This window comes from Planomonospora sp. ID91781, assembly GCF_015711595.1.
GTDB classification, from domain to species: domain Bacteria; phylum Actinomycetota; class Actinomycetes; order Streptosporangiales; family Streptosporangiaceae; genus Planomonospora; species Planomonospora parontospora.
This window is the reverse complement of sequence record NZ_JABTEY010000002.1, coordinates 1,343,113-1,359,805: the sequence shown is the minus strand read 5'-3', so window position 1 is coordinate 1,359,805 and position 16,693 is coordinate 1,343,113. Positions and strand designations below refer to the sequence as shown.

Below are 16,693 nucleotides of genomic sequence, written 5' to 3'. Positions count from 1 at the left end.
GCCTCTCGACGGTAGGCAGTGGCATGCCATTCCACCAGCGACTACTTTGCATGGAAGACATGCATGGGGGGAATGTGTTCGAGACCGACGCCCTGCTCCTGCTCGACGCCGTCGCGCGGACGGGGTCCTTCACCGCCGCGGCCGCCGAGCTGAACTACACCCAGTCCGCGGTCTCCCGGCGCATCGCCTCCCTGGAGCGGCAGGCCGGGGGCCCGCTGTTCGAGCGGCTGGCCCGCGGCGTACGGCCGACGCCCGCCGGGGAACTGCTCTGGGAGCACGCCCGCGCCGTCCTCAACCGTCTGTCCCGGGCCGCGGACGACCTGGCCGGGATCCACGGCGGCCACCGGGGCCGGGTCCGTGTCGGCGCGTTCGCCACCGCCAACGTCGCGCTGGTCCCCGGTGCCCTGCGCGCCTTCCGGCGGGAGTTCCCCGAGGTCGAGCTCGCCCCGGTGGAGGGTCCCAGCGGCGGCCTGCTCCGCCGGATGCGCGAGGGCGGTCTGGACGTCGCCGTGGTGAGCGACTACCCGTCCGGCCTGCCCCGCGGCGGCGACGGCGACGACGGGATCGAGTTCACCGAGCTGACCGGCGACGAGCTGCTCGTCGCCCTGCCCCGCGACCATCCGCTGGCGGCGGGTGACCGGGTCGACCTGCGCGAGCTGCGGGACGAGACGTGGATCGAGGCGCCCCCGCCGGGCGGGCGGACCATGCTCGCCGATGCCTGCGCCCGCGCCGGCTTCACCCCGCGCGCGAGCGTCAGGATCAGCGAGTGGACGGGCAAGTTCGGGTTCGTCGCCGCCGGCCTCGGCGTCACGCTGGTGCCGGCCCTCGCCGCGCGGGCCGTGCCCGCCGAGCTGGTGGTCCGCTCCCTGGGGGAGTCCGCGCCGCGCCGGACCGTCTTCACGGCGCTGCCGCGCACCGCCCTGCCCGCGGCCCGGGCGCTGGCGGGCTTCCTGCGGCGGCAGGCGGGACAGGCGGGACAATAGGAGGGTGCACGACTCGTTCGCCCACGTCGGCGGTCACCTGGCCACCCGGCTCCTCGACGTCACCACCGACCTGTCCGCGCTCGACGGCCGGGGGTGGTGGGCCGTCGTGGTCGACTACGAGGGCAAGGTCACGTGCGCCCGGTTCGCCGACGTCCGGGCCGCGCCGCTGCCCGCGCCGCGCCGGCCCTGGCGCGGCCCGCACCCGTCGCAGTGGCGCAGTTCGCTCGACCGCGCCGCCTACGAGGAGGGCGTGCGCCGCATCCGCGACCGGATCGAGCGCGGCGACGTCTACCAGGCCAACCTGTGCCGGGTGCTCACCGCGCCGCTGACCGGGGACCCGGACCCGGCGGCCCTGGCCGTACGGCTCGCGGAGGGCAACCCCGCGCCCTACGCCGCCACGGTCAGCCTGCCGGGGCTGAGCGTGGTCTCCGCCTCGCCGGAGCTCTACCTGTCCAGGGAGGGCGACGTGATCGAGTCCCGGCCGATCAAAGGGACCGGGGCCACCGCGGCGGACCTGCTGGACAAGGACCACGCGGAGAACGTGATGATCGTCGACCTGGTCCGCAACGACCTGGGCCGGGTCGCCGCGGTGGGCTCGGTGAGCGTCCCGGCGCTGTGCGAGGTCGAGGAGCATCCCGGGCTGGTGCACCTGGTCTCCACGGTCCGGGCCCGCCTCGCACCGGAGGCCGGCTGGCCGGAGCTGTTCGCCGCGACGTTCCCTCCGGGTTCGGTGACCGGCGCACCGAAGTATTCCGCCCTGCGCATCATCGAGGAGCTCGAACCCGAGCCGCGGGGGCCATACTGTGGTGCGGTGGGCTGGGTCGACGCCGATCGGCACCGGGCGTCGCTGGCCGTGGGAATCCGCACGTTCTGGCTCTCCTCCGGTGAGATCCGCTTCGGCACGGGGGCGGGCATCACCTGGGGGAGCGATCCGCGGCGTGAATGGCAGGAAACCGAGCTGAAGGCGTCCCGGCTCATCGCGCTCGCCTCCACCCCTGAAGGAGATTTCCGATGAACGTTCCCGTGTGGGTCAACGGGAGACTGACCGATCCGGCGCAGGCCGCCGTCTCGGTCTTCGACCACGGCCTCATGGTCGGCGACGGCGTGTTCGAGACCGTCAAGTGCGTCGGCGGAGCCCCGTTCGCGCTCACCCGCCACCTGGAGCGGCTCCGGCTCTCCGCCCGGCGGATGGAGATGCCCGAGCCCGACACCGACGCGATCGCCGAGGGCGTACGGGCCTGCCTGGCCCAGGCGCCCTCCTGGGCCCTGGGCCGGATCCGCATCACCCACACCAGCGGTCCGGGCCCTCTCGGCTCCGACCGGGGCGACCAGGGCCCCACGACCGTGATCGTCGTCGCGGAGCAGAGACCCTTCCCCGCCACCGCGGACGTCGCCGTGGTGCCGTGGCCGCGCAACGAGCACGGCGCGCTGGCCGGGGTGAAGAGCACCTCCTACGGCGAGAACGCCAAGGCGCTCTTCTACGCCAAGGCCAGGGGCGGCGGAGAGGCGATCTTCGGGAACACCGCGGGGAACCTCTGCGAGGGCACCGGCAGCAACGTCTTCATCGTGCGCGAGGGCCGGCTGATCACCCCCACCCTCGCCGCCGGCTGCCTGGCGGGCGTCACCCGTGCGCTCACCCTGGAGTGGTGCGGCGGGGTCGAGGAGGACGTCCCGCTCGCAGCGCTGCGCGAGGCCGACGAGGCGTTCCTGACCTCGACCACCCGGGACGTCCAGCCGATCCGGACGGTCGACGGGGCCGTGCTCCCGGCGGCTCCGGGCCCGATCACCGTCAAGGCGATGCGGATCTTCGCCGAGCGCGCCGCGGACGACCTCGACCCGTGACGGCCGGACGCGGCGGTCGACGAACGGCCGTGACCGGTCCGGTGCCCGGCGCGAAGCGGGATGCCTCAGCTTTCGCCGAGCACCGTCCGGATCACGTGCCGGGCGTTGTGCGCCATCGCGGGGTTCGTCCTCCGGTAGTACGGCAGCGCGATCAGCGCCTGCGAAAGCGCCCGCCCCCGGCCGCGGATCCAGGTCGCGTCGTCCACGGCCAGCGCGTCGCGGAAGACTTCTCTCGCATCGGCCGGCAGCAGATTCCACGCCGGGAACAGATCGCACGCCGGATCACCCACCCCCAGGCAACCGAAGTCGATGACCGAGGTCAGCCGGCCGTCGTCCACCAGCAGGTTGCCCGGCATGAGATCGGCGTGCAGCCACACCGGCGGACCGTCCCAGTCCGGGACCCGCAGCGCCTCCTCCCATACGGCGGCGGCGGCGTCGCAGTCGACGCCCTCCTGCGGGATCCCGCGCAGTTCCTCGATCGCTGCCCGGGTCTGCGCGTCGAGTGAGGCGATCGGCCCGCCGCGGTGGGCCGGCGGCGCCCCGGGCAGGGTGATGCTCCGCATCCCCGCCACGAATCCGGCCAGGTCCCCGGCCAGCAGGACGGGTTCGCTCAGCGCCCCCGCCTCGGGGTTCTCCCCCTCGAGCCACCGGTACACCGACCACGGCCACGGATATCCGCCGGCGGGCCGCCCGGCTCCGAGCACCTCGGGGATGAGCACGGGCAGGCGGGGTGCGAGCCGGGGCAGCCACGTCCGTTCCACCGACACGTCGTCGGCCCCGCCCTTCACCAGCGGAAGCCGTACGACCATGTCGTCGCCCAGCCGGTACATGGCGTTGACCGTGCCGCCGGACGGCACCCGCTCCACCGCCAGCCCAGCCCAGCACGGGAACTGCCCGGCGACCAGTCGCCGTACGAGGTCGTCGTCGATGGGATGTATGCCGGGATGCATCCGCCCTGTGCTCATGGCACGTCATCCGACCGCCGGACGGCGACGGGCGTCAACCGCTTTTCCGGCGGCCACCGCTTTCGCGGCACGTTATGGACGAGTGAGCCCTGAAGCCGGGAGCGGACACGGCGAAGGGCGCCGAGGGTCGGTGCGCGGCCGACGACCACTGACCGGGCTCCGGACCCACCCGTCTAGTAGGACGTCTGGGTCTGCGGGTTCAGCTCCTTCAGCGACGCCTTCCCGGCCGGGTCGGTCAGCGGGTCGTCGATCCGGAGCACGTCCAGGCCCTTGGTGATGTCGCTGGAGTAGATGTGGCCGTTGTAGTAGTAGGCCGACCAGGAGCCGCCGAGGGTGCTGACCGGGCCGCGTTCGAAGAAGCCGATCTCCCGGGGGTTCGCCGAGTCGGTGAAGTCCCAGACCGACACCCCGCCCTGGTACCACGCCTGGACCATGACGTCCTTGCCGGGGATCGGGAGCAGGTTGCCGTTGTGGGCGACGCAGTTCTCCCCGGGCTGCTGCTCCCTGGGGATCTTGAAGTAGGCGCGCCGGGTGAGCTTGCGGTCCGCGCTCAGGTCGTAGACGGCGCTCGCGCCCTTGGTCCGGGGGGTGCCGCGGTCGCAGGTGGCGCCCGAACCGCCGCCCAGCTCGTCACCGAAGACGAGCTTCGTGGCGTCGTTGTTGAAGGTGGCCGAGTGCCAGATGGAGAAGTTCTCCTCGTCGCTCACGTGCTGGAGCACCTTGGGCTTCATCCGGTCGGAGATGTCCAGCAGGATGCCGTCGCCGAAGCACGCGGCGGCGGCGAGGTCCTTCTCCGGGTAGGCCGTGATGTCGTGGCAGCCGCCGATCTCCGCCTCGGCGCCGGGCTCGGAGATCACCGGCTTGGCGACCACCTTCGCCGCCGCGGGGTTCCCGACGGGCACCTCGACGATCGAGAAGATGTTGTGCGGGGCGGGGCAGGTGGCCGAACCCGGCTCCGGACCGGGGGAGGAGACGTAGAGGTAGACCGTCTCGGCGTTCTCCCCCGGCACGAGGGTGTGGGTGTGCGAGCCGCAGGCGGTGCTGACGGCCGAGACGAACTTCGGATGGGCCTTGTCGGAGACGTCGAAGATGCGGATGCCCTCCCAGCCGCCTCCCTCCTGGCCGCCGCCCTGGGCGGCGTCGCATGCAGGGCCGCCGCGCGGGGTGTCCACGGAGAGGAAGAGCAGGTTCCCCGTCACCGAGACGTCGTTCTGCTCGCCCGGGCAGAGCACCCGGCTGACCACGCCGGGCTTGGCCGGGTCGGAGATGTCGAACACGGTGAAGCCGTCGTAGTTGCCGACGAACGCGTGGTCGCCCTGGAAGGCCAGGTCGGTGCCCCATGACTGGGGGCCGTCGAGGGGCGGCTGCGGCGGCATGTTGGCGACGTGGGTGACGTTGGCGCTGTGCAGCACGTCGCCGGCGTCGGGCTGAGCGGACGCCGACGCGGCCGGAGCGCTGGAGCCGGCGGCGGACGGCGCGGCCGTACCGGAGTCCGGCGGTTCGGAGTTCGCGCCGCAGCCCGCCATCACGAGCATCGCCGCCAGCGCGAACGCCACGGTTGATCGCACAGTGCCCCCATTGATTCGAATGTTTACCGCATTATTGATGTTATGGGGATTATGTGCCGTTCGAGTCTCGTCCTGGTCGCGATCGTGGGGACGGCGGTCGTGACGGGGTGCGCGGCATCCGCGCCAGGAGCGGGATCGCCGCTGGTGGCGGGCACCGGCGCACCGGTCATCGTGCCGGGCGGTCCCGGGGACGCCGGCCGTACGGCGACGCCGGGCGAGAGGCTGGGGGAGTCCGAGGCCCGGGTGGGCGCGGCGGACGTGCGGTTCGCCGAGGGCATGATCCCGCACCACCGCCAGGCCCTGGAGATGGCGGAGCTGGTCCCGGCGCGGTCGTCGTCGAAGGAGGTGCGCACGCTCGCGGAGCGGATCGGTGCGGCGCAGCGGCCCGAGATCGCGGCCATGACCTCATGGCTGGAATCGGTCGGCCGGCCCCAGGACGGTCACGGCGGGCACGACGACCACACCGTCACCCCGGAGGAGATGAACCGGCTCAGGACGGCCAGGGGCGCGGCCTTCGACGAGCTCTTCCTGACCCTGATGATCCGTCACCACGAGGCCGCGGTGACGATGGCGTCGCGACAGCTCAGGACGGGCACGGACCGGGCCATGATCGCCATGGCGGGCGACGTCGTCTCCGGTCAGGGCATCGAGATCGCCCGCATGCGCGGGATGCTCGGCAGGTAGGCGCCGGACCGGATCGCGGCGACCCGGGGCGGGCCGCTGCGCCGGGGGCGGCGGAGCCGGGTGGTCAGGAGCTCCAGAGCATGTTGCTGAGCTCGGAGTCGAGGTTCATGAAGTCGGTCTCCCGGCCCGCGGGGACCAGCTCGTAGGTCCGGTGCAGGAACTCGGTGAGCGGGGCCAGCGGGACCTCGAACAGAGCCTGGCCGAACGGCGAGGTGAGGCTGATGTGCAGGGTCCGCTCCCCGTCGGCGCGGGCGGGCCACACCTGGACGTCGCCGTCGCCGACCCGGCGCACGATGCCGACGGTCAGCAGCTCGCGGGCGAAGATCCACTCCACGGGCTCGTCGTTGCCCACGTGGAAGGCCATCCTGATGGCGTACGGATCGTCGGCCGTGTAGCTCAGTCCGGCGAGCAGGGGGACGGTGCTACGGTCGGGGACCACAAGCCGAAGGCCCAGCTCGGCAGAGACGGTGGTGCTGTTCATCGTCAGCCAAACCTTTTCGTCGTCGGTCCCCTCTGCGGGGCTATCACTGCTGTGACGGGCTTCGTCCATGGCTATGACGCGCAACGACGGGGCCCGTAGGAAAGATTCCGCCTCCGGGCCCTTCTGTAACGCACATCACAGTGCGACATTTGGGCATCAGCCTGGCCAAACGTCATCAACCGCGTCATATTTCCAAGGGTTTTGCGCATCGTTTCCATCACGGTCGACTCCCCTGGAGGGGCGTCCTGGGCGAAGGGGTCCAGCTCGGGTCGTACGGTACTTCTGCGGATCAGGATGATGGTATGACACCGTAGCCCCCCACCGGGGCCATCCGCGGACCTTTGCCTCCCGACATGCCGCCCCCGTGCCGCCACGCCCAAGATCATGCCGTCACGCACGTCGTTTCGCCACCGGTCCCGGATTGATGTATGGTTTTCCACGTCGGCGCCGCAAGGGGCCGGCAGGGCGGGCGATTAGCTCAGCGGGAGAGCGCTTCGTTCACACCGAAGAGGTCACTGGTTCGATCCCAGTATCGCCCACACAGGTAAGACGCAGGTCAAGGCCCGCCGGTTGACACCAACCGGCGGGCCTTTCCGCTGTCGCGGACCTCTCACCCGGCCGCGCAGGCCGTCCGCCGTCAACCTCACCTGGGCTCTGGTCATCGCCTCGACGGGACCGGCGTGGCTCTCCCGTACGGTCTGTTCGTACGCCGGCCGCAGGGCCTGCTCGATCGCCTGCAGGTCGCCCGGCAGCGGCCTGCCTTCCCGCAGGGCCTCGTAGGTGGCGGAGACCGCGCCGCACCGCTGGTGGCCGAGTACGACGGTCAGCGGGGTCCCACTGACCGGCCAGGCAGGTCGTTGCGAGGGACATGGCGCCGGCCGGCAGCGTTCGCCGCCCCGGGCCGTAGGCAGGAAGAGTCATGGCCTGACTCCTTCCCGTTCCGGGCAGGGCCCCGGCAATGGAGGCGTCCGGACAGGATCGAGAACCGCCCGCCCGTGTCTGCCGGCCCGGTCGCCGACGGTGGGCACGGGCGGGGATCGGGACCGGAAAGCCTCTGGAACGTGCCATTTCATCGCGGCCCCGGATGGGCCCGGAGCGTCTCGGAGTTCCGAAACTTTTCACAGTAGTCCGAATGATGAGATGCGCCGGGAAATTTTCATCGGATATGTGATGGCGAATCAGGCGAATTGCCGTTCGCGCTCTGGTGAAAGGGCAGCTGGGAAGGTGTAAGGCCAGGTGGGCGGGGGTTGTGGGTCACGCTCTCCCCTAGGCGGAGGCCGTACTGGTGGTTGACAATAAGTGCCAGGGATCGCACCCTTTGGTGAGTCAGTTGAACTTTCAACGACGGTCGGTGCGTGCTGAGAAGAACCAGTGAATGGCCGTACTAATGCTTTCGGTGTATTGGACGCCATGTCTGATGGTGATTTCCCGGTGCGTTCGGACGGCTCGGATCCGCCCGCGCGGCGACGGGCACCGACCGCCACGAGACAAGGGGTGACCTCATGAAGCTCGACCGGTTCTCCGGGCCAGTGCTCTCGCTCTTCCGCGCCGTGACGGGCCTGCTGTTCCTGTTCCACGGGCTGGCGTCGATCTTCGGCGTCCTCGGCGGCAACCGCGGCACCGGCCAGGCCGTGGAGTTCGGCGCCTGGCCCGGGTGGTGGGCGGCGCTGATCCAGCTGGTCTTCGGGGCCCTGGTGCTCACCGGGCTCCTCACCCGCATCAGCGCGCTGATCTGCTCCGGCTCGATGGCGTACGCCTACTTCGTGGTGCACCAGCCGGAGCACCTCCTGCCGCTGCTCAACGGCGGAGAGCTCGCGGCGCTGTTCTGCTGGTCGTTCTTCCTCGTCGCGGTGCTCGGCCCGGGACCCTGGGCGCTCGACGCGCTCCTGCACCGGGACCGCGGTGAGGCGACGGCGCATCCGCCGGTGGCGGCGGCCCGGATGGGCGCCGAGCGCGCCTGAGGGACGCCACCACCGCCGGCGGGGACTCAGGCGCCGGACAGGCGGATCATGTTCCAGGAGACGGCGGGCAGCACCGCCCGCAGCGTGCCGCCGTCCGCGGTGAGGCCGGTGAGCGGCCGGGGGGCGACGCGGTCGGGGTCGTCGGCGGTGTTGCGGGCGTAGACGTCGGGGCCGGACAGGGTGACGGCCGCCGTCGGCGCCACCGCGCCGAGGCCGCGGGAGTCCACGGTCAGTTCGAGGGGCTCGCTCGTCGAGCGGTTCACCGCGAACAGGACCGTCTCCCCGGTCTCGGCGTCCCGGGTGGCCACCGCGTCGAGCAGGGGGACCTCGCCGTACCTGGCGGTCTCGTGGACGGGGGAGACCGGTTCGACGCGCAGGACCTCGCCGCGGGCGTGCGCGGCGGTCAGCGCGAACGGGTGGAAGGTGGTCTGCCGCCAGGCCCGGCCTCCCGGCTCGGTCATGATCGGGGCGATCACGTTGACCAGCTGGGCCAGGGAGGCCGCCGTCACCCGGTCGCTGTGGCGGAGCAGCGAGATCAGCAGGCCGCCCAGGGTCACGGCGTCGGCCAGGTGGTAGTGGTCCTCGAGCAGCGGCGGCGCGACCGGCCAGTCCGCGGGGGGCTCTGCGTTCTGGAAGCGGGACATGTACCAGACGTTCCACTCGTCGAACGACACGTTGATCCGCTTCTTGGCGCCCAGCCGCGCGCGGACGCTGTCGGCGGTGGCCACGACCGACTCCACGAAGTGGTCCATGTCGACGGCCGAGGCCAGGAAACTGGCCAGGTCGCCGTCGTGCTCCTCGTAGTAGGCGTGGCAGGAGACGTAGTCGACCACGTCGTAGGTCTCCTCCAGCACGGTGGCCTCCCAGGCGCCGAAGGTCGGCATGGACGAGCCGGAGCTGCCGCAGGCGACCAGTTCCAGGTCGCGGTCGAGCATGCGCATCGCGCGGCCGGTCTCCGCGGCGAGCCTGCCGTACTCGCGGGCCGTCTTGTGGCCGATCTGCCAGGGGCCGTCCATCTCGTTGCCCAGGCACCACATGCGGATCGCGTGGGGCTCCTTGGCGCCGTTGGCGCGGCGCAGGTCCGACCAGTGGGTGCCGGACTCCAGGTTGCAGTACTCCAGCAGGTCGAGCGCCTCCTGGATGCCCCGGGTGCCGAGGTTGACGGCCATCATCGGCTCCACCCCGGCCCTGCGCGCCCAGCGCACGAACTCGTCCAGGCCGACGTGGTTGGGCTCGGTGCTGTGCCAGGCCAGGTCGAGGCGGCGGGGGCGGTTCTCCACCGGCCCGATGCCGTCCTCCCAGCGGTAACCGGAGACGAAGTTGCCGCCCGGGTAGCGGACGGTCGTCACCCCCAGCTCCCGGGTGAGCTCCAGCACGTCGCGGCGGAAGCCGTCCTCGTCGGCGGTGGCGTGGCCGGGCTCGTGGATGCCGGTGTAGACGCACCGGCCGAGGTGCTCGACGAACGCGCCGAAGGTACGGCGGTGCACCGGTGCGATGCGGAAGGCCGGATCGAGCGTGACGTGTGCCTGCTGCACGGAAGCTGCTCCCTGTCGGTGCTGTTGTGGGCGGGCCCGGGCCCGCGGCCGGTCCGGAGGCCGGCTCGGCGGCGGTGGGCCGATGCCGCCCGATTGTTAGCGTTATCACAAGCGGCGGTCAAGGGGTCGGCCCTAACCGGAGCGGCCGGGCGGCCGGGGGACGGGAGAACCGCCGCGCAGGACGACAGAGCCGGTGGCCTGCGCGCGGGGCGGGCGGGAAGCCGCCCGCCGAGGCGCCGGCCCCGCGCCGGGGCGGTCTCGGGGCGGGTCAGCGTCCGCCGAGGACGGCCCAGCCGTGGGCGGGCACCAGGGCCGGGTCTCCCGGGGCGGCGGGCGGGTCGGACGACTCGAGGACGGCGAGCCGTGCGGTCCCGCCGGGGGAGGTCCCGGTGAGGATCCCGGTGAAGGTCTCCGGGGGGAAGCGGTAGGGCTCGTCGCCGAGGTTGAGCAGGGTGAGGAGCCGGCGGTCCGGGCCGGCGGGGGCGGTGGAGAGCAGCGCGGCGGCCCGGTTGCTCAGGTGCGGCAGGGTGGTGCGGGCCCCGGTCAGCCACGGGTGGCGGCGGCGGAGCCCGATCAGGCGCCGGTGCAGCCGGTGGACGGGCCATCCGGAGCCGGGCAGCTCGTCCGGGCGGCCGGGGAAGGCCGGGCGGACCGCGTCGTCCCCGCCGGCCCGGTCCTCCTTGATCCCCCGCAGGCCCTGCTCATCGCCGTAGTAGACGCTGGGCACGCCGCCGACGGTGAACAGCACGGCCAGCGCGTGGCCGAGGTGGCGGTCGTCGTCCAGGCGGCTGGCCAGCCGGGTCACGTCGTGGTTGCCGGCGAAGGTCAGGGGCGTGAAGGTCGCGAGCAGCTCGCCGTGGCGTTCCAGGGTCCAGGCCAGCTCGTAGAGGTTCCCGTCGTTGATCGAGCTCCAGATCGCCTTCCAGAGCTCGTACTGGGTGACGGAGTCCAGCCCGCTCTCCCGGACGTACCCGGCGTAGTCGCCGTGGATGACCTCGCCGACGAACCAGGCGCCGGGGTGCAGCGGCCGGACCCGGTCCAGCACCTCGCGCCAGAAGCGCGGCGGCACCGCGTAGGCGGCGTCCAGCCGCCAGCCCGACGCCCCCCGGCCGAGCCAGTGGTCCATGACGCGCACGACGTGGTCGAGCACCGCGGGCTCGCCGTGGTCGAGGGCGACCAGGTGATGGTGGCCCTCGAAGGTGTCGTAGTCCGCCCCGCCCGGCGCCCGGCGGAACCACGCGGCCGCGGCCGGGTCGGCGCCGGCCCGCCGGAACACCTCGAAGCCCCGGCCGACGTGGTTGAAGACGCCGTCCAGGACGACGTGCAGGCCCCGGCGGCGGGCGGCGGAGACCAGCCGGTCGAAGTCGGCGTCGTCGCCGAGCCTCGGATCGATCCGGAAGTGGTCGACGGTGTCGTACCCGTGGCTCTCCGAGGCGAAGACCGGCCCCAGCTGGAGGCCGGAGCAGCCCAGCTCGACGGCGTAGTCCAGCCAGGCCTCGAGGTGCCGCAGCCGGTGCCGGACGGGGGTTCCGTCCGGGAGCGCGGTCGCTTCGGCGCCGGTGAACCCGAGCGGGTACACCTGCCACCAGATCGCGTGCTCGGCCCACGGTGCCACGGTCGTCCTCCCTGCCTGCGGTCACCTGATTCTCGCAGTGAACCCCCGTCCCGGACGTCACCCGTGCCCCGTCCGCGCGCCCGCATGCGGGCCGCCCGGGACCGGAGGGAGCGGGGAGGAACGGTCCAAGCGGAACAATCTTCGGTTATCTGCGGAAGGCGTCCTACACTGGCCCGAACCACCAGAATGGAGTTCGGTAGCGATGCGAATCGGCCTGTTCATCAACGAGCCCAAGTCCCCCGATGTGCTCGGCAAACTGCGGGAGAAGATCGCCCGCGGGGCCGATGAGGGCTTCACCTCGGCGTGGGTCTCCCACATCTTCGGGCTCGACGCGCTCACCGCCCTGGCCGTGGCCGGCGCCGCGGTGCCGGGGATCGAGCTCGGCACCGCGGTCGTGCCGACCTACCCCCGCCACCCCGCCGCGCTGGCCCAGCAGGCGCTCACGGCCAACGCCGCCCTGGACGGCCGTCTGACGCTGGGCATCGGGCTCTCCCACCAGATGGTGATCGAGGGCATGTTCGGCTACAGCTACGACAGGCCCGCCCGGCACATGCGCGAGTACCTGTCGGTGCTGATGCCGCTGGCGCGGGGGGAGAACGTCGCCTTCGAGGGCGAGACGATCACCGCCCGGATCGGCCTGAGCACGCCCGGCGCGGGGGACATGCCGGTCCTCATCGCCGCCCTGGCCCCGCGGATGCTCAAGCTGGCCGGCGAGGTCGCCGACGGCACCGTGCTCTGGATGACCGGCCCCAGGACCGTCGCCGAGCACATCGCCCCCGCCGTCACCGAGGCGGCGCGGGCCGCGGGCCGCCCCGCGCCGCGGATCGTCTGCGCACTCCCCGTCTGCGTCACCGACGACGTCGAGGCCGCCCGGGCCAGGGCGGCGAAGGTGTTCGCCGTCTACGGGCAGCTGCCGTCCTACCGGGCGGTGCTCGACCGGGAGGGCGCGGCCGGTCCGGCCGACGTGGCGATCGTCGGGGACGAGGAGACCGTCGCCGCCCAGATCGCGACGCTCGCCGAGGCCGGGGTCACCGACTTCGCCGCCGCCGAGTTCGCCTCCGACGACCGGACCCGGCGGTTCCTCAAGACCCTCCTCTGACGTGAGACCCTCCTCTGGCGTCGCACCGGGCTTCCGCCGCCTCCGTGCCGGGCGGGCTTCCCCCGGCCCGGCACCGGGCCGTACGGCGCGGGCCTGCCAGGACGCGCCGTACGGTGTCCGGGGAGCCTCGGACACCGGGGCGCGCCGTACGGCCCTCTGAGCCGCGGGCACCGAGGCGCGCCGTACGGTCTCCGGGGGAGCCGCTGGGCGCGGCGGTCAGACGCCGAACGCGGCCAGGGTCGCCCAGGCCGAACCGCCGCCGGTGACCACCCCGGCGGCGACCTGGGCGGGGGTGTGGTGCCGCAGCCGCACCCGCGCCCAGCAGATCACCGCGACGACCGGCGCACCCGCCGCCAGAGCGGGTACGGCCGGCAGCGTGTGGGCGAGCACCACCACGGTGCCCGCCGACACGGCCGCGTGGAAGGAGATCTTCCAGCGGAGGGTGATCGGGACCGTCAGGGCGAGGGCGGCCAGCATCGCGGCCACCGTGGCGATCAGCAGCGGCGGCCCGCCCAGGGAGGCCAGCAGCACCAGGGCCACGACCACCGCGACCATCGCCACCAGCAGCGGCCTGGTCCGGCTCGCCCGGTCGACCAGGTGGTGGGAGTCCAGCCGTCCGGAGCGCACCCCGGCCAGGATCACCCCGGCCGGGACCCCGCCGCACAGCACCGAGGCCATCAGCCCCCACGCCGCGCCCGGCCAGCCGCCCGTGGCCAGGCCGACCACCGGCGGAAGACCGATGACCAGCGCCTGGGGCGAGAAGACGTCGGTCACCCACCGTGCGACGGTCGCGCCGATCCTGGAGTCCGGCGCCGCTCCCTGGCCCGCCATCGGTCAGTCGTTGGCGTGCAGGATGCTGTTGAGCTCCACCCCGGTGCCCTGGCGGGGGACGACCTCGACGGCGCCGGTGGTGGAGTTGCGGCGGAACAGCAGCCCGGAGGCGCCCGAGAACTCGGCGGCCTTGGCGACCGTGCCGTCGGGGAGCGTGACCTTGGTCCCGGCCGTGACGTAGAGACCGGCCTCCACCACCACGTCGTCGCCCAGGGAGATGCCGATGCCGCTGTTGGCGCCGAGCAGGCAGCGCTGCCCGACGGAGATGACCTGCCTGCCGCCGCCGGACAGGGTGCCCATGATCGAGGCGCCGCCGCCGACGTCGGAGCCGTCGCCCACGACGACCCCGGCCGAGATGCGGCCCTCCACCATGGAGGTGCCCAGGGTGCCGGCGTTGAAGTTGACGAAGCCCTCGTGCATCACCGTCGTGCCGGCGGCCAGGTGCGCGCCGAGCCGGACGCGGTCGGCCTCGGCGATGCGCACGCCGGTCGGCACCACGTAGTCGACCATCCGGGGGAACTTGTCGATGCCGTAGACGGTCACCTGCCCGCGGGCGCGCAGCCGGAGCCGGACCTCCTCGAAGCCCTCGACCGCGCAGGGGCCGTGGTTGGTCCACACGACGTTGCTCAGCAGGCCGAAGACGCCGTCGAGGTTCTGCCCGTGCGGCTTGACCAGCCGCGCGGAGAGCAGGTGCAGGCGCAGGTAGGCGTCGTGCGCGTCGGCGGGCGGCTCCGACAGCTTGGCGATCCCGGTCTCCACGGCGACCACCTCCACGCCGCGGTCGGCGTCGGGGCCGAGCAGCGCGGCGGCGGCCGGGCCGAGGGCCTCGGCGGCCTCCTGCGCGGTCAGTCGCCGGGTGCCCGGTGCGGAGGGCTCGCCCAGCCGGGGCGAGGGGAACCAGGTGTCGAGCACGGTCCCGTCAGGGGTGATGGTCGCGATGCCGACGCCGTGGGCGCCGGAAGTCTGAGCTGCTGCGTTCACAGCGACCAAGACTAAATGATGTCCCGGGAGCGGGCCGCGGACGGGCTCGCCGACGGCGGGGCCCGCCCTCCCGCGGAGGGCGCCGCCCGGGGCGCCGCAGGCGGAACGCCCGGGAATTCGCGTTGCGGTCACCGGTAGCATCGGTTTTCTGACCACTCATCGAAGGAGCAACCGTGTCTGCCGTGCCAGAACTTCGCATCACCCTCGCCGGAGCCGAGCGTGTGGTGGCCGGGGGCACGACGTACGGCGACGTCCTCGGAGCCGACGGCCGTTCCGTGGTCGCCGCCCGGGCGAACGGCGAGCTGAAGGACCTCGCGGCGGCCGTGGTCGACGGCGACGCGATCGAGCCCGTCGAGGCCGGCAGCGCCGACGGCCGGGCGATCATCCGCCACTCCACCGCGCACGTCATGGCCCAGGCCGTCCAGGAGATCTTCCCCGAGGCGAAGCTCGGCATCGGCCCGCCGGTCGAGAACGGCTTCTACTACGACTTCGACGTCGCCGCCGCGTTCACCCCCGAGGACCTCAAGCGCATCGAGAAGCGCATGCGCGAGATCGTCAAGCAGGGGCAGCTGTTCTCCCGCCGTCCCGTCTCCGACGAGGACGCGCGCACCGAGCTCGCCGCCGAGCCGTACAAGCTGGAGCTGATCGGCCTCAAGGGCGGCGCGGCCGACGAGGAGAGCGTCGAGGTCGGCGCGGGCCAGCTGACCATCTACGACAACCTCGACGCCAAGACCGGCGAACTGTGCTGGAAGGACCTGTGCCGCGGCCCGCACGTGCCGAGCACCCGGTCCATCCCGGCGTTCAAGCTGATGCGCTCCGGCGGCGCCTACTGGCGGGGCAGCGAGAAGAACCCGCAGCTGCAGCGGATCTACGGCACCGCCTGGGAGTCGCGCGAGAAGCAGGACGAATACCTCCACCTGCTGGAGGAGGCCGAGAAGCGCGACCACCGCAAGCTCGGCGCCGAGCTCGACCTGTTCTCCTTCCCCGACGAGCTGGGCTCGGGCCTGCCGGTCTTCCACCCCAAGGGGGGCATGATCCGCAAGCTCATGGAGGACTACTCGCGGCGCAGGCACACCGAGGCGGGCTACTCCTTCGTCAACACCCCGCACATCACGAAGGAGAACCTCTACCAGACCTCCGGCCACCTGGACTGGTACGCCGACGGAATGTTCCCGCCCATGGAGCTCGAGGGCGCGAGATACTACCTCAAGCCGATGAACTGCCCCATGCACAACCTGATCTTCCGGGGGCGCGGGCGGTCCTACCGCGAGCTGCCGCTGCGCATGTTCGAGTTCGGCACCGTCTACCGCTACGAGAAGTCGGGCGTCGTGCACGGCCTGACCCGCGTGCGCGGCCTGACCCAGGACGACGCGCACATCTACTGCACCCGCGAGCAGATGCGCGACGAGCTGGCCTCGCTGCTCCGCTTTGTGCTCGACCTGCTGCGCGACTACGGCCTGAGCGACTTCTACCTGGAGCTGTCCACCAAGAACCCGGACAAGTCCATCGGCGACGACGCGACCTGGGAGGAGGCCACCCGGACGCTGCGCGAGGTCGCCGAGTCGGAGCAGCTGGAGCTCGTCCTCGACCCGGGCGGCGCGGCGTTCTACGGGCCGAAGATCTCCGTCCAGGCGCGCGACGCGATCGGCCGCTCGTGGCAGATGTCGACCATCCAGCTCGACTTCATGCTGCCCGAGCGCTTCGAGCTCGAATACCAGAGCGCGGACGGCTCGCGGCAGCGGCCGGTCATGATCCACCGGGCGCTGTTCGGCTCGATCGAGCGCTTCTTCGGCGTCCTGGTCGAGCACTACGCGGGCGCGTTCCCCCCCTGGCTCGCCCCGGTCCAGGTCGTCGGCATCCCGATCGCCGAGGCCCACGTGCCCTACCTGCGGGACGTGGCCGAGAGGGCCCGCGAGCGCGGCATCCGGATCGAGGTGGACGCCTCCGACGACCGGATGCAGAAGAAGATCCGCAACGCGCAGAAGGCCAAGGTGCCGTTCATGCTGCTGGCGGGCGACGAGGACATCGCGGGCGGCGCGGTCTCCTTCCGCTTCCGCAGCGGCGAGCAGAAGAACGGCGTCCCGGTCGACCAGGCGATCGACGAGATCGTCGCCGCGATCGAGAACCGCGTCCAGGTCTGACCTCCGC

The 16,693-nt window shown here is 72.4% G+C and carries 15 protein-coding genes and 1 tRNA gene; 8 read left to right on the top strand and 8 right to left on the bottom strand.

Going from position 1 to position 16,693, the window contains the following annotated elements; translation table 11 throughout:
- Window positions 1-59 precede the first annotated feature (59 nt).
- Genes HS048_RS25395 through HS048_RS25385 form a run of 3 tightly spaced genes read left to right on the top strand, consistent with a single transcriptional unit; the run spans window position 60 to window position 2,825 of the window.
- Window positions 60-983: a LysR family transcriptional regulator gene (locus tag HS048_RS25395; RefSeq protein WP_230881876.1), complete on the top strand. Its 924-nt coding sequence runs from the start codon at window positions 60-62 to the stop codon at window positions 981-983.
- A 4-nt stretch (window positions 984-987) separates the two neighbouring features.
- Window positions 988-1,998: a chorismate-binding protein gene (locus tag HS048_RS25390; RefSeq protein WP_196468872.1), complete on the top strand. Its 1,011-nt coding sequence runs from the start codon at window positions 988-990 to the stop codon at window positions 1,996-1,998.
- Window positions 1,995-2,825, top strand: coding sequence for an aminotransferase class IV (locus tag HS048_RS25385; protein ID WP_068895439.1), 831 nt, complete (start codon window positions 1,995-1,997; stop codon window positions 2,823-2,825). The genes HS048_RS25390 and HS048_RS25385 overlap by 4 nt, the downstream gene beginning before the upstream one ends.
- Before the next feature lie 65 nt (window positions 2,826-2,890).
- Here HS048_RS25385 and HS048_RS25380 read toward each other — a convergent pair whose 3' ends face one another.
- Both HS048_RS25380 and HS048_RS25375 read right to left on the bottom strand, forming a co-directional pair.
- Window positions 2,891-3,790 (bottom strand): aminoglycoside phosphotransferase family protein, encoded by a 900-nt coding sequence (locus HS048_RS25380; protein ID WP_196468871.1) that lies wholly within the window; start codon window positions 3,788-3,790, stop codon window positions 2,891-2,893.
- A 173-nt stretch (window positions 3,791-3,963) separates the two neighbouring features.
- Window positions 3,964-5,358 carry a hypothetical protein gene (locus HS048_RS25375; RefSeq protein WP_307832627.1) on the bottom strand — a complete coding sequence of 465 codons (1,395 nt, stop codon included), beginning with the start codon at window positions 5,356-5,358 and terminating at the stop codon, window positions 3,964-3,966.
- 51 nt (window positions 5,359-5,409) lie between these two features.
- On the opposite strand from HS048_RS25375, the gene HS048_RS25370 reads away from it, so the two are divergent.
- Window positions 5,410-6,042 (top strand): DUF305 domain-containing protein, encoded by a 633-nt coding sequence (locus HS048_RS25370; RefSeq protein WP_068895437.1) that lies wholly within the window; start codon window positions 5,410-5,412, stop codon window positions 6,040-6,042.
- 64 nt (window positions 6,043-6,106) lie between these two features.
- Here HS048_RS25370 and HS048_RS25365 read toward each other — a convergent pair whose 3' ends face one another.
- Window positions 6,107-6,523 (bottom strand): SsgA family sporulation/cell division regulator, encoded by a 417-nt coding sequence (locus HS048_RS25365; RefSeq protein WP_068895435.1) that lies wholly within the window; start codon window positions 6,521-6,523, stop codon window positions 6,107-6,109.
- Window positions 6,524-6,990: 467 nt separating this feature from the next.
- Here HS048_RS25365 and HS048_RS25360 point away from each other — a divergent pair.
- A tRNA-Val gene (locus HS048_RS25360) sits at window positions 6,991-7,062 on the top strand.
- Here the strand turns inward: HS048_RS25360 and HS048_RS39195 are convergent.
- Window positions 7,036-7,434, bottom strand: a complete 399-nt coding sequence (locus HS048_RS39195) for a carbonic anhydrase (protein WP_196469491.1) — start codon at window positions 7,432-7,434, stop codon at window positions 7,036-7,038. The genes HS048_RS25360 and HS048_RS39195 overlap by 27 nt on opposite strands.
- A gap of 591 nt (window positions 7,435-8,025) precedes the next feature.
- Here HS048_RS39195 and HS048_RS25350 point away from each other — a divergent pair.
- A complete protein-coding gene (locus HS048_RS25350) occupies window positions 8,026-8,484 on the top strand; it encodes a DoxX family protein (RefSeq protein ID WP_196468870.1) in 459 nt (152 codons plus the stop codon).
- A 26-nt stretch (window positions 8,485-8,510) separates the two neighbouring features.
- Here the strand turns inward: HS048_RS25350 and HS048_RS25345 are convergent, their stop codons facing one another.
- Entirely contained in the window at window positions 8,511-10,019 is a 1,509-nt protein-coding gene (locus HS048_RS25345) for an alpha-N-arabinofuranosidase (protein WP_196468869.1), read from the bottom strand.
- 268 nt (window positions 10,020-10,287) lie between these two features.
- On the bottom strand, window positions 10,288-11,634 hold the full coding sequence (locus HS048_RS25340; protein ID WP_196468868.1) for an alpha-amylase family glycosyl hydrolase: 1,347 nt from the start codon (window positions 11,632-11,634) through the stop codon (window positions 10,288-10,290).
- A gap of 202 nt (window positions 11,635-11,836) precedes the next feature.
- Here HS048_RS25340 and HS048_RS25335 point away from each other — a divergent pair, with 202 nt between their 5' ends.
- Window positions 11,837-12,733: a TIGR03564 family F420-dependent LLM class oxidoreductase gene (locus tag HS048_RS25335; protein ID WP_068895428.1), complete on the top strand. Its 897-nt coding sequence runs from the start codon at window positions 11,837-11,839 to the stop codon at window positions 12,731-12,733.
- 216 nt (window positions 12,734-12,949) lie between these two features.
- On the opposite strand, the gene HS048_RS25330 is transcribed toward HS048_RS25335, so the two are convergent.
- Window positions 12,950-13,564: a hypothetical protein gene (locus HS048_RS25330; RefSeq protein WP_068895427.1), complete on the bottom strand. Its 615-nt coding sequence runs from the start codon at window positions 13,562-13,564 to the stop codon at window positions 12,950-12,952.
- Window positions 13,565-13,567: 3 nt separating this feature from the next.
- Window positions 13,568-14,545 (bottom strand): 2,3,4,5-tetrahydropyridine-2,6-dicarboxylate N-succinyltransferase, encoded by a 978-nt coding sequence (gene dapD, locus HS048_RS25325; protein ID WP_196468867.1) that lies wholly within the window; start codon window positions 14,543-14,545, stop codon window positions 13,568-13,570.
- Window positions 14,546-14,718: 173 nt separating this feature from the next.
- Here dapD and thrS point away from each other — a divergent pair, with 173 nt between their 5' ends.
- Entirely contained in the window at window positions 14,719-16,686 is a 1,968-nt protein-coding gene (gene thrS / locus HS048_RS25320) for a threonine--tRNA ligase (RefSeq protein ID WP_196468866.1), read from the top strand.
- Window positions 16,687-16,693 lie beyond the last annotated feature (7 nt).